The organism is Klebsiella sp. 4_1_44FAA (assembly GCF_000238715.1).
Taxonomy (GTDB): Bacteria; Pseudomonadota; Gammaproteobacteria; order Enterobacterales; family Enterobacteriaceae; genus Klebsiella; species Klebsiella pneumoniae.
Map to the genome: position 1 here is coordinate 112,122 of NZ_JH414804.1, position 13,025 is coordinate 125,146.

Below are 13,025 nucleotides of genomic sequence, written 5' to 3' on the forward strand. Positions count from 1 at the left end.
TCGCCCGCGAGAGCGGTCACAAAAAAGCCATCCCGGAGGATGGCTTTTTTTGATTCGTCGATGGTTCAGCTTAGCTGCGCTGACGTACTGCTTCAAACAGACAGATGCCGGTAGCCACCGAGACGTTCAGCGAGGAGACGCTGCCCGCCATCGGGATGCTGATCAATTCATCACAGTGTTCGCGGGTCAGACGACGCATGCCTTCGCCTTCCGCGCCCATCACCAGCGCCATCGGGCCGGTCATTTTGCTCTGGAACAGCGTATGGTCGGCTTCCCCTGCAGTTCCGACGATCCAGACGTTCTCTTCCTGCAGCAGACGCATGGTGCGCGCCAGGTTGGTGACGCGGATCAGCGGGACGTTCTCCGCCGCGCCGCAGGCCACTTTCTTCGCCGTCGCATTCAACTGAGCGGAACGATCTTTTGGCACGATCACCGCATGCACGCCGGCGGCGTCAGCGCTACGCAGGCAGGCGCCGAGGTTGTGCGGATCGGTTACGCCGTCGAGGATCAGCAGGAACGGTTGATCGAGCTGCGCCAGCAGATCCGGCAGATCGTTCTCCTGATACTGACGCCCCGGCTTCACGCGGGCAATGATCCCCTGGTGCACAGCGCCTTCGCTCTTCTCATCAAGAAACTGACGGTTGGCCAGCTGAATCACCACGCCCTGCGCTTCCAGGGCATGGATCAGCGGCAGCAAGCGCTTATCCTCACGGCCTTTCAGAATATAAACTTCCTGAAAACGCTCAGGTGCGCGCTCCAGCAGTGCCTGCACCGCATGGATGCCGTAAATCATTTCACTCATTGATGTACTCGTTTTAGGTTCTGTTATCTGCCCCCTTCACCCCATCCTGCGTCAGCAGACTTCAGGGTGAAGGGAGGTCAATCACTCGGCGATCTTCTTCTTTGCCGCGCGCTTGGCTTTCGTCGCGGCGGCGATTTTCTGTGTTTTCGCCGACGGTTTTTTCGCTTTTTTCTCTTTCTTCGGTCGGGCGGTCTCTTTCTCTTTACGGAAAGCGCTGTCCGGCTCGAAGTTTACCTGCTTACCCACCTGGCGGCGACGGCCGCCCGGCTTGCCAGAGGTACTCTTTTTCGCTTTCTCACGGGCGGTCTTGCCGACATTACGCGGCGCACGCTCGCTGGAGATCAGGGTAAAGTCGATTTTCCGCTCGTCCATGTTGACCGCTTCCACACGGACTTCCACGCGGTCGCCCAGGCGATAGGTCTGGCCGCCGGACTCACCAATGAGACGCTGCCCCACCTGGTCGAAACGATAATAGTCGTTATCCAGGCTGGAAACATGCACCAGACCGTCGATAAACAGATCGTTCAGGCGGACGAAGAAGCCAAAGCCGGTCACGCTGGCGATCACGCCGGAGAAGATGTTGCCCACCTGATCCTGCATGAAGTCGCACTTCAGCCAGTCAGACACTTCGCGCGTCGCTTCGTCGGCGCGGCGCTCGGTCATCGAACAGTGCTGACCCAGCTGGAGCATCTCTTCCATACTGTAGTGCCAGCCGCCGGTCTCGGTGCTGTTGCCTTTATGTCCCTGCTCTTTGGCCAGCAGATACTTGATAGCGCGGTGCAGCGACAGGTCCGGGTAACGACGAATCGGCGAGGTGAAGTGGGCGTATGACTGCAGCGCCAGGCCAAAGTGACCGCGGTTTTCCGGATCGTAGACCGCCTGCTTCATGGAGCGCAGGAGCATCGTCTGCAGCATTTCGGCATCCGGGCGATCGGCGATGGAGGTTAGCAGTTCGGCGTAATCACGCGGCTCCGGCTTGTTGCCGCCAGGCAGCTCCAGTCCCAGCTCAGCCAGCACGGTACGGAAGGAGGTAATCGCTTCGGTGGTTGGCTTATCATGGATACGGAACAGCGCCGGCTCCTGCGCCTTCTCAACGAAGCGCGCGGCGGAGATGTTCGCCAGGATCATGCACTCTTCAATCAGCTTATGCGCATCGTTACGCTGAGTCTGTTCGATACGCTCAATACGGCGTTCGGCATTGAAGATGAATTTAGCTTCTTCACTTTCAAATGAGATACCACCGCGCTCTTCGCGGGCGCTCTCCAGCACTTTGTAGAGGTTATGCAGCTCTTCAATGTGCTTCACCAGCGGCGCGTAGTGTTCGCGCAGTTCCTGGTCACCCTGCAGCATATGCCACACTTTGGTGTAGGTCAGGCGAGCATGTGAACTCATCACCGCTTCATAGAATTTATAACCGGTCAGACGGCCTTTTGACGAAATCGTCATCTCGCACACCATACACAGGCGATCGACCTGCGGGTTCAGCGAGCATAGACCGTTAGACAGCACTTCCGGCAGCATCGGCACTACCTGCGACGGGAAGTAGACCGAGGTGCCACGACTGCGCGCTTCCGCATCCAGCGGCGTCCCCGGGCGCACGTAGTAGCTGACGTCGGCAATGGCGACCCACAGGCGCCAGCCGCCGCCGCGTTTCTTCTCGCAGTACACCGCGTCATCGAAGTCGCGGGCATCTTCGCCGTCAATGGTAACCAGCGGCAGCGAGCGTAAATCGACGCGTCCGACCTTCGCCTCTTCCGGCACCTGTTCTTTGAGACCGGAAACCTGTTTTTCCACCGCCGGCGGCCAGACATACGGAATTTCATGGGTACGCAGCGCCATATCGACGGCCATGCCGGTGCCCATGTTGTCGCCCAGCACTTCGACGATCTTACCCACCGCTTTGGTGCGGCGGGTTGGTCGCTGGGTCAGCTCGACCACGACCACGTAGCCCATCCGCGCGCCCATTATCTCTTCCGGCGGGATCAGGATATCAAAGCTCAGGCGGCTGTCGTCCGGGACGACAAAGCCGACGCCAGCGTCGGTGAAGTAACGGCCAACTATCTGGCTGGTTTTCGGCACGAGGACGCGGACGATGCGCGCTTCGCGGCGGCCCTTACGGTCCGCGCCCAGCGGCTGAGCCAGCACCTGGTCGCCGTGAATACAGGTTTTCATCTGTTCTGACGACAGGTACAGATCGTCTTTGCGCCCTTCAACGCGCAGGAAACCATAGCCATCGCGGTGGCCAATAACGGTTCCTTTGAGGAGATCGAGGCGTTCCGGCAGGGCATAGCACTGGCGGCGGGTGAAGACCAGCTGACCGTCGCGCTCCATCGCGCGCAGGCGGCGGCGCAGCGCTTCGGTTTGCTCTTCGCCCTCGATATTTAACTCGATGGCCAGCTCATCGCGGCTGGCAGGCTTTTCCCGTTTAGTTAAATGTTCGAGGATAAATTCCCGGCTCGGGATAGGGTTCGCGTACTTCTCAGCTTCGCGTTCCTGGAATGGATCTTGTGACATATCGGTTCCTCCGTTGTCATCTCCGGCAGAGTGGCGTCACTCCACCAGCAATAATTTATAAAGCGGTTGATTCTTCTCAACCAAATCAGCCAGCGTATAGTTATCCAGTTCCTTGAGAAAACTCTGCGCGGCTTCAGCTAGTGCCTGTTTCAGACGACAGGCTGGTGTAATGTGGCAAAACTCGCTGCTGCAGTTGACCAGCGATAAGGGTTCAAGGTCACGCACCACGTCACCGACGCGGATCTGTCCTGCTGGTTTGCCGAGGCGAATGCCCCCGTTCTTCCCCCGCACGGCAGTCACGTAGCCCATGCGACTTAACTGATTGATTATTTTAACCATATGATTACGGGAGACGCCATAGACCTCGGTCACTTCCGAGATACTGGTCATTCGTCCTTCCGGCAGCGACGCCATATAAATCAGCGCGCGTAGTCCGTAATCGGTGAAACTCGTTAACTGCACATAAACCTCAGGGAAAAGAAAACAGGGTATGTCGAGCGACATCATTATTATTGATGATAAACCAGCCAGCGCTCAGGCCGCTAATTTATTTGAAATGGGGCGGGCGAACAGCAAAAACAAGGGCGCCCGAACGGCGCCCCTTGAGAGTGATTACGCGTCGAACGGATCGCGCAGAATCATAGTCTCGGTACGGTCTGGACCGGTAGAGATGATATCCACCGGCACGCCGGTCAGCTCTTCAATACGCTGGATGTAGTTCAGGGCTGCCTGCGGCAGGCCGCTGCGCTCTTTCACGCCGAAGGTGGTTTCGGACCAGCCCGGCATGGTTTCGTAGATAGGCTCGATACCTTCCCAGTTATCGGCAGCCAGCGGAGTGGTGGTCACTTCACGGCCATCCGGCATACGGTAGCCAACGCAGATTTTCACTTCTTTCAGGCCGTCGAGGACGTCCAGTTTAGTCAGGCAGAAGCCGGACAGGGAGTTAATCTGCACCGCGCGACGGACTGCGACCGCGTCCAGCCAGCCGGTACGACGACGACGGCCGGTGGTGGCGCCGAATTCGTTACCCTGCTTGCAGAGGAACTCGCCAGTTTCATCAAACAGCTCGGTCGGGAACGGACCTGCACCGACGCGAGTTGAGTACGCTTTAATGATACCGAGAACGTAATCCACATAACGCGGGCCCAGGCCGGAGCCGGTCGCCACGCCACCTGCGGTGGTGTTAGAGGACGTAACGTACGGGTAGGTACCGTGGTCGATATCCAGCAGCGTACCCTGCGCGCCTTCGAACATCACGAAGTCGCCGCGCTGACGCGCCTGATCCAGCAGGTCGGATACGTCCACCACCATGCTGGTCAGGATGTCGGCAATCGCCATCACATCGTCCAGCACTTTCTGGTAGTCAACCGCTTCTGCTTTGTAGAAGTTCACCAGCTGGAAGTTGTGATATTCCATCACTTCTTTCAGTTTATCGGCGAAGGTTGCTTTATCGAACAGATCGCCAACGCGCAGACCGCGACGAGCGACTTTATCTTCGTAAGCCGGGCCAATGCCGCGACCGGTAGTGCCGATCGCTTTCGCGCCACGCGCTTTTTCACGCGCCACGTCCAGCGCCACGTGATAGTCAAGGATAAGCGGGCAGGCTTCAGAGAGCAGCAGACGCTCGCGAACCGGGATACCACGGTCTTCCAGGCCCTTCATCTCTTTCATCAGCGCGGCCGGAGACAGCACGACGCCGTTACCGATGATGCTGGTGACGTTTTCACGCAGAATGCCTGATGGAATAAGATGGAGAACGGTTTTTTCACCGTTGATTACGAGAGTATGGCCGGCGTTGTGACCACCCTGGTAGCGCACAACATATTTAGCCCGTTCAGTCAGGAGATCGACGATCTTCCCTTTACCTTCGTCACCCCATTGGGTGCCCAGTACGACGACGTTGTTACCCATTTTTCAAAATCACCGTTTGCTTAAAAATGGATTCTACCATCGCTTTTTCAGAGTTACAGCACTTTTTGCATCCAAAATAAGGCAAATCCGACCACTTTTTGATCAGCCAATCGATTTCCTCAACATGTAGTAGATCACAATCCCGGCAACCACAAGTCCGCCGCCAAAACGACGCAATAAATTATCCGGTAGCTGGCTCAGGCTGGCGACCATCTTGCGCCAGGCGCGCGGATAAAGCAGCGGGCCAAGCCCTTCAAGTACTAAAACCAGCGCCAGCGCCAGCCAAATGGTGGAGTTCATCGTCAACCCTAATTGAAAAGTATCATTGCCGCCCTCGCGGGCGTCTCGGCCAGCATGGTGAATTCATTCCCTCATTTCACATTGTCCCGTATTTCAGCTTCATTATGAACCGGAAAGGTGAAACAAAATTCACAACTAATTGTATTGCTGGATATTTTTTAAATTGTAACTATGCCATCGCGTACTACAACCCGGTACGTCTACTTAATCAGGAAGATTATGATGAGAGAATTAACCGCATTTGAAATCGAAAATGTGAGCGGCGCAGGCTGGTTACAGGATGGTCTGGCGGCCTTAGGCAGCAAGGTCGGCGCAGCCGCATGGACGATGGGCACCGATGCCCTGAGCATTAACCTGCCACTGCTTGGCACCCTCAATCTGGCCGACCTGGCGCCGGACCTGGGCAAAACCCTGGGCGAAAGCGTTGGGTCGACTATCGGCGGCACCATCGAAAGTGCGCTGGCAGGCCTGCCGGTGATCGGCGGCCTGCTGAACAAGCTACTCGGCAACTAATTCCCGCCCTCGCAGCATGAAAAAAGGCGCCTGTTTCAGGCGCCTTTTCGCATTATTACTTCAGGTTTACACCTTCTCCGGCTTATTTACGCGCCGAATCCGGTGAACGCATATAGCGGAAGAAATCGCTGTCCGGACTCAGGACCATCACATCCTGATTGCTCTGGAAGCTCTTCTCATAGGCACGCAGGCTACGGATAAAGGAGTAGAAGCCTGGATCCTGGCTGAACGCGTCGGCAAACAGTTTCGCTGATTCCGCATCACCTTCACCACGCAGGATACGGCCCTGGCGCTCGGCTTCCGCCAGCGTCTTGGTGACTTCATAGTCCGCAGTCGCGCGCAGTTTTTCCGCCTCTTCCTGACCCTGTGAACGATGGCGACGAGCAACCGCTTCACGCTCCGCGCGCATACGGTTATAAATCGCTTCCGACACTTCTGCCGGCAGGTTGATCTGTTTGATACGTACGTCGACAACTTCGATACCCAGCGCCGCCATACTGTTCGGGTTGATCACCTGCACTTTACCGTTGGTTTCGGCTTCCACACGCTCTGCCGCTTTAGCAATCGCGTCGTCAGCCGCCGGGGTGCTAACCTCATCTTCCGTACCGGCCGAACCCGAGTTCAGCGCATCGCGCACTTCCAGGGTCAGGCGACCACGGGAGTCGGTGACGATATCTTTCACATCCAGACGACCAATTTCAGAACGCAGACGGTCAGAGAATTTACGCTTCAGCAGCACCTCGGCCTGGGAGACGTCGCCGCCGCCGGTTGCCAGGTAGTAACGGCTGAAGTCGCTGATGCGCCACTTGATATAGGAGTCGACGATCAGGTCTTTCTTCTCTTTAGTAACGAAACGGTCAGCCTGGTTGTCCATGGTCTGAATACGCGCATCCAGCATCTTCACCGATTCGATAAACGGGATCTTGAAGTGCAGGCCTGGCGCATACACCAGCGGCTTGTTTTCGTCGTCGCGCAGAACTTTACCGAAACGCAGCGTGATACCGCGCTCGCCTTCTTTTACGACAAAGACAGACATGTAGAGCACTACCAGCACGATGACAATGATCGCGATAACAGATTTACGCATCGTTATTCCCCCTGACGCTGGTAGTCGTTACGCTGCGCGTTAGCGCGGCGTTGGTCCATAATGCTACCCCCGGTTGAGCTCGAGGTTGATGAGGTGCTGGCGCTGCTTGAGCTGGATGCTGGCGGCAGGCGCAGCAGATCGCTGGCGTCACTGCTATCGCTCTTTGCTGCCGGCGCAGCGGCGCCTTTCAGCATCTGATCCAGCGGCAGAACCATCAGATTGCCGTTTTTGCTGTCATTGACCAGCACTTTACGGGTGTGGCTCAGCACTTTTTCCATGGTTTCGATATACAGACGCTCGCGGGTAATTTCCGGCGCGGCTTTGTATTCCGGCAGGATCTTCGCAAAGCGAGCCACTTCACCCTGGGCTTCCAGAACGGTCTGGGTCTTATAGGCGCGTGCCTCTTCGAGAATACGCTGCGCCTGACCATTCGCCCGCGGCTGGACTTCGTTGGTATACGCTTCCGCTTCACGAATGTACTGCTGCTCGTTCTCACGCGCGGCAATGGCATCGTCAAACGCGGCCTTCACCTCTTCCGGCGGACGCGCCGTCTGGAAGTTGACGTCCAGCAGAGTGATACCCATGTTGTACGGGCGAATCGTCTCTTCCAGCTCACGCTGGGTATCGCTACGGATCACGGTACGACCTTCGGTCAGAATGCGATCCATGGTGTATTTGCCGATCACGCCGCGCAGCGCGCTGTCGGTGGCCTGACGCAGACTGTCGTCCGCGCTGGTCACGCTAAACAGATAGCGCTCCGGATCGGTGACGCGGTACTGCACGTTCATCTCAACGCGCACCACGTTTTCGTCAGAGGTCAGCATGACGCCGGAAGCCGCAAGTTCGCGCACCGACTCCACGTTCACCGCCTGAACGTTATCGATAAAGGTCGGTTTCCAGTTCAGGCCAGGCTCAACCAGATGGCTGAACTTGCCAAAACGGGTGACCACGCCGCGCTCGGCCTCTTTAATGGTATAGAAACCGCTGGCCGCCCAGATAATCACTGCCGCCGCAGCAACGATGCCGACAATACGCCCGCCCATCGGTCCGCGAGGCCCCTGCGCGCTATTGCCGCCGCCCAGTCCGCCCTTGCCGCCGCCGAGCCCGCCAAGTTTTTTACTTAACTTGCGGAAGATATCATCCAGATCCGGCGGCCCCTGCTCGCGACCGCCTTTATTGCCATTTCCCTCAGAGTTGCCGCCAGGTTTGCTGCTCCCCCACGGGTCGCGGTCCTGTCCGTTATTACCGGGCTGATTCCACGCCATGTATATGCTCCATATTTGTTTTTGATATCCCCACAGGGGTCAATATCTTCAGGCAAGCTGCAAGGTTAAACCACATAGTCAACAAGCGTTGGCTCTTGCTTACAGAGGCGCCGCCAGTCAACGATCGGCATGCGCACCTGCAGACTCACGCTGCCGTCATCCTCCATCCACTCTTTTTCTATCGCCTGAAGCTGATAGAAACGGCTTCTCAGTCGCCCTTCTTTCGGCGGTAAGCGCAGCGTATGCTGGGCCACTTCACCGGAAAGACGCTCCGTTAATGCCTGAAAAAGCAGTGGTACGCCAACCCCGGTCTGGGCTGAAAGCCAGACCCGAATCGGTTTATTTTCATCGTCGCGATCGATGCGCGGTTCAAAATCGTCAAGCATGTCGATTTTGTTCATCACCAGCAGCGCCGGGATCTCATCGGCCTCAATTTCAGCGAGAACCGTATTTACCGCATCAATGTTTTCCTGCACGCGGACATCCGCCGCGTCAATCACATGCAGCAGCAGCGTCGCCTGACGCGTCTCCTGCAACGTCGCTTTAAACGCGGCTACCAGATCGTGCGGCAGGTGGCGAATAAAGCCGACGGTATCGGCCAGCACCGTTTCGCCGACGTCAGGGACGTCAATGCGGCGCAGCGTCGGGTCCAGGGTGGCGAACAGCTGGTTCGCGGCATAGACCTCGGCGGCAGTGATCTGGTTAAAGAGCGTTGATTTTCCGGCGTTGGTATAGCCCACCAGCGACACGGTAGGAATATCGGCTTTCGCACGCGACCGCCGCCCCTGCTCGCGCTGTTTCTCGACTTTTTCCAGCCGCGACAGGATCTGCATGATACGGTTACGCAATAAACGGCGGTCGGTTTCGAGCTGGGTTTCACCCGGGCCACGCAAACCAATCCCGCCCTTCTGTCTTTCAAGGTGGGTCCAACCGCGGACAAGGCGAGTCGCCATATGGCGCAGCTGCGCCAGCTCGACCTGCAATTTCCCTTCATGGGTGCGCGCGCGCTGGGCGAAAATATCTAAAATAAGACCGGTGCGATCGATAACCCGGCATTCGCACAGGCGTTCCAGGTTACGTTCTTGCGCCGGACTCAGGGCATGATCGAAGAGCACGACCGAAGCGCCGGTCGCTTTAACGGCTTCCGCAATTTCGACTGCCTTACCTTCACCAACAAAATACTTCGGGTGCGGTGCTTTACGGCTACCGGTAATCACCTGCATTGCTTCGACACCGGCGGAAGAGGCCAGAGTTTCAAACTCCTGGAGATCTTCCATATCTTTGTCTTGCGAAAAATAGATGTGTACCAGTACCGCCTGCTCACCGGCGTCATAACGGTCAAACAAGCGTAAACCCCTTATAAAATACCAGCGGGGAACGCAGAAAACCTGGCTCCCCGGCGTGGAAAAACAGCACTGGCCTTATTCGGCGTCGTCGCTGTCTTGTTGCGGCGCAGAAGAACCCTGCGCGCTACCACCGTGGTGATAGTTACTGGAACCGCCGCCAGCATTGTTGCTGTGGTGAGACACCGGGCGAGACGGGACAACAGTAGAAATTGCGTGCTTATAGACCATCTGGCTGACCGTGTTCTTCAACAGGATCACGAACTGATCGAAAGACTCAATTTGCCCTTGCAGCTTGATACCATTCACCAAATAAATAGAAACCGGAACGCGTTCCCGACGCAAAGCGTTCAGGAACGGATCTTGTAAAGATTGCCCCTTAGCCATTCTCTCTTTTCCTTATATGTATGCTTGTTTTGTACTCAGAACCTTACGATTCTCAAAAAAAATTACGCACGATACCGTTTAATTGTACACGTTCAGTTCTGGCTCGCACCAACAACCTGTAATACTTTGTTGAGCGCTTGTTCAGGTTGTTCACTGTCTAACCAGTGCACACCTTCCCAACCGCGCAGCCAGGTGACCTGACGTTTGGCTAACTGTCTCGTGGCGCAAACACCTCGATAAACCATCTCATCATACGGGATCTCGCCATTGAGATATGACCACATCTGGCGGTATCCGACACAACGGATGGAAGGCATGTCCGTATGCAAATCTCCGCGGGCAAAAAGCGCCCGTACTTCTGCTTCAAAACCTGAAGCTAACATCTGATGAAAACGCTGTTCTATGCGTTGATGGAGCAGTTCACGGCTCGCCGGGGCGATGGCGAACTGATGCACCTGATATGGCAGAGCGTCTCCTGACGTTTGCGTCAGTTCCGTTAAAGTTTTACCCGAAATGAAAAAAACTTCCAGTGCCCGGGAAAGCCTTTGCGGATCATTTGGATGAATACGCGCAGCAGCCACGGGATCGATCTCCTGTAATTGCTGATGTAACGCATTCCACCCCTGCTCTGCGGCCTGCTGCTCAATCCGCGCTCTGACCTCTGGGTCAGCCGACGGTAAGGGCGACAATCCTTCCAGCAACGCTTTGAAATACAACATCGTTCCGCCGACTAACAGCGGAATTCGCCCGGCGGCGACTATATCCGCCATCGCCGCCAGCGCATCGCGGCGAAAATCCGCCGCGGAATAGGCCTCCGCAGGATCCAAAATATCCAGCAGCCGATGCGGCGCAGCGCTAAGCTCCGCAGCATCCGGTTTGGCGGTGCCAATATCCATTCCCCGATAAATGAGGGCGGAATCAACGCTAATCAACTCTACTGGCAAAACTTTACGTAAGGCTATCGCCAGCGCGGTTTTGCCGGAGGCCGTCGGGCCCATTAAAAAAATTGCCTTGGGCAGGCTCGCCTCGGTTACATCATTCATCTTTCAGGGCATTCATCGCCGAATGGAGATCTACAGGTTGTAACAGGCCACCCGGCGGCGTTCTCACCAGCTGCGGGCAAAGACGCTCAACGTCCGCCAGCAGCGCAATCGCCTGCGCCATATTCCATGACGTCTGTTCGCTCGTCAGATAACGCGCCATCCACTGGGCGATATTGCCGACGTCGAATGCGTTTTGCTGCGCCAGGTAGCCTATCAGTTCAGGAATCAAGATTTGTAAATTTTGTTGTCTTAAGGGTAAAGGGACCGCGCGCACCGTCACGTGCAGGGCATCGGTATGCACATCGATCCCTAGCTGCGCCAGCGCCGGCTGAGCGGCGGCCAGCGCCTGTTTTTCCCCTTCCGTAACTTTTAACCGCAGCGGGATCAGCAGCGGCTGAGCACATACCGCCTCCGCTCCCGGGGTCAACTGCGCCTGGCGCAGCCAGCGCTCGGCAACGGTCAACGACAGCAGCGCCAGACCGCCCTCGCGCTCCAGCAGCGCGCAGTCGCCGCCAACAATCGTCAACACTCTGCCAAAGCTCTGACTGTGACCGGCCAACTCTGCCGCCGCCGGAGGCTGCAACGCTGGCTTTGGCGCCGTTGGCGTGTCGAGCAGTTGACGATAAAGCGCTCCCTGCTGCTTCTGGTAACCCGGCTGCGCATGCGGCCAGCTCGCGCCGCCCGGTTTGCCGCTGGAGGCCGCAGGCTCACGCGATGGCGTGATGCTGAAGCGGGTCGCAGGCTCCCGCGCTTCCGCTGGCCGCGCAAACTGGTTGCCTCCCGCGGCGATGCGGTTCTCCGGCATCGGGCGCGGCGCCGGCGGGTCGTCTTTTTCCGCCAGCGGCGCGTCAAGCTGCTGCTGCAGTACGCTCAGTACGCCCTGGTAGATAAAGTCGTGCACCAGGCGCGACTGATGGAAACGCACCTCATGCTTGGCCGGGTGGACGTTTACATCCACCTGATGGGGATCGATCTCCAGATACAGCACAAACGCCGGTTGCTGATCGGCCCCTAGCTTGTCTTCACAGGCCTGGCGGATAGCATGGTTGATCAGCCGATCGCGCATCATCCGCCCGTTAACGTAGCAATACTGAATTTCCGCCAGCGCCGGGGTGGTATGCAGCGGATCGGCGACCCAGCCGCGCAGGGTCAGATCGCCATGCTGCCACTCGATCGCCAGCGCATGTTCGAGAAAAGCGGCGCCGCAAATTGTCCCCAGCCGGCGCTCGCGCTGGCCATCCTGAGCGACGGCCCGATACTGGCGCATCACCTTGCCGTTATGGCTGAGGTTGATAGTGACGTCGAAGCGCGCCAGCGCAATGCGGCGCACCACCTCGTCAATGTGGCCGAACTCGGTCTTTTCGGTGCGCATAAATTTGCGCCGCGCCGGGGTGTTATAGAACAGATCGAGGACTTCCAGAGTGGTACCGACCGGGTGCGCCGCCGGCTTCACCGTCACCGCCTGATCGCGGCCTTCAGCATACGCCTGCCAGGCTTCCTGCTGCTCCGCCGTGCGCGAAGTCAGCGTTAAGCGCGCTACCGAACTGATACTGGCCAGCGCTTCGCCGCGAAAGCCGAGGCTAATAATGGCCTCCAGATCGTCAAGCGAGGCGATCTTGCTGGTCGCATGACGAGCCAGGGCCAGCGCCAGCTCGTCTTTTTTGATGCCGCTGCCGTTATCGCGGATGCGAATGAGCTTCGCGCCGCCGCGTTCGATATCAATGTCAATCCGCGTAGCGCCCGCATCAAGACTGTTCTCAACCAGCTCTTTCACCACCGACGCGGGCCGCTCCACCACCTCGCCGGCGGCAATCTGGTTGGCGAGCTGCGGCGGCAGAACCTGAATCGGCATCCCCTGCT

General features: G+C 57.4%; 12 protein-coding genes. 1 reads left to right on the forward strand and 11 read right to left on the reverse strand.

From position 1 onward, the window contains the following. Positions 1 to 70: 70 nt before the first annotated feature. From rlmB to HMPREF1024_RS06145, 5 genes are all read right to left on the reverse strand, one after another. Positions 71 to 802 (reverse strand): 23S rRNA (guanosine(2251)-2'-O)-methyltransferase RlmB, encoded by a 732-nt coding sequence (gene rlmB, locus HMPREF1024_RS06165; RefSeq protein ID WP_002885669.1) that lies wholly within the window; start codon positions 800 to 802, stop codon positions 71 to 73. An 81-nt stretch (positions 803 to 883) separates the two neighbouring features. After that, entirely contained in the window at positions 884 to 3,316 is a 2,433-nt protein-coding gene (gene rnr / locus HMPREF1024_RS06160; protein WP_004192475.1) for a ribonuclease R, read from the reverse strand. Between the two features lie 36 nt (positions 3,317 to 3,352). Continuing rightward, positions 3,353 to 3,778, reverse strand: coding sequence for a nitric oxide-sensing transcriptional repressor NsrR (gene nsrR / locus HMPREF1024_RS06155; protein ID WP_002885667.1), 426 nt, complete (start codon positions 3,776 to 3,778; stop codon positions 3,353 to 3,355). 150 nt (positions 3,779 to 3,928) lie between these two features. Further along, entirely contained in the window at positions 3,929 to 5,227 is a 1,299-nt protein-coding gene (locus HMPREF1024_RS06150; protein ID WP_002885665.1) for an adenylosuccinate synthase, read from the reverse strand. A gap of 102 nt (positions 5,228 to 5,329) precedes the next feature. Further along, on the reverse strand, positions 5,330 to 5,527 hold the full coding sequence (locus HMPREF1024_RS06145; RefSeq protein WP_002885664.1) for a DUF2065 domain-containing protein: 198 nt from the start codon (positions 5,525 to 5,527) through the stop codon (positions 5,330 to 5,332). Positions 5,528 to 5,749: 222 nt separating this feature from the next. Here HMPREF1024_RS06145 and HMPREF1024_RS06140 point away from each other — a divergent pair, with 222 nt between their 5' ends. Beyond that, the gene (locus HMPREF1024_RS06140; protein ID WP_002885663.1) at positions 5,750 to 6,040 is read left to right on the forward strand and encodes a hypothetical protein; all 291 of its coding nucleotides are present in this window, start codon (positions 5,750 to 5,752) and stop codon (positions 6,038 to 6,040) included. Positions 6,041 to 6,122: 82 nt separating this feature from the next. Here the strand turns inward: HMPREF1024_RS06140 and hflC are convergent, their stop codons facing one another. From hflC to mutL, 6 genes are all read right to left on the reverse strand, one after another. Beyond that, positions 6,123 to 7,127 (reverse strand): protease modulator HflC, encoded by a 1,005-nt coding sequence (hflC, locus tag HMPREF1024_RS06135; RefSeq protein ID WP_002885662.1) that lies wholly within the window; start codon positions 7,125 to 7,127, stop codon positions 6,123 to 6,125. A 2-nt stretch (positions 7,128 to 7,129) separates the two neighbouring features. After that, entirely contained in the window at positions 7,130 to 8,392 is a 1,263-nt protein-coding gene (gene hflK, locus HMPREF1024_RS06130) for an FtsH protease activity modulator HflK (protein ID WP_004146726.1), read from the reverse strand. Positions 8,393 to 8,457: 65 nt separating this feature from the next. Beyond that, entirely contained in the window at positions 8,458 to 9,738 is a 1,281-nt protein-coding gene (gene hflX, locus HMPREF1024_RS06125; protein WP_004146725.1) for a ribosome rescue GTPase HflX, read from the reverse strand. A gap of 75 nt (positions 9,739 to 9,813) precedes the next feature. Next, positions 9,814 to 10,122: an RNA chaperone Hfq gene (gene hfq / locus HMPREF1024_RS06120; RefSeq protein WP_002885659.1), complete on the reverse strand. Its 309-nt coding sequence runs from the start codon at positions 10,120 to 10,122 to the stop codon at positions 9,814 to 9,816. Between the two features lie 92 nt (positions 10,123 to 10,214). Then, positions 10,215 to 11,165, reverse strand: a complete 951-nt coding sequence (miaA, locus tag HMPREF1024_RS06115; RefSeq protein ID WP_002885652.1) for a tRNA (adenosine(37)-N6)-dimethylallyltransferase MiaA — start codon at positions 11,163 to 11,165, stop codon at positions 10,215 to 10,217. After that, positions 11,158 to 13,017 carry a DNA mismatch repair endonuclease MutL gene (mutL, locus tag HMPREF1024_RS06110; protein WP_009309328.1) on the reverse strand — a complete coding sequence of 620 codons (1,860 nt, stop codon included), beginning with the start codon at positions 13,015 to 13,017 and terminating at the stop codon, positions 11,158 to 11,160. Before mutL ends, miaA begins: the two co-directional genes overlap by 8 nt. Between the last annotated feature and the right edge of the window lie 8 nt (positions 13,018 to 13,025).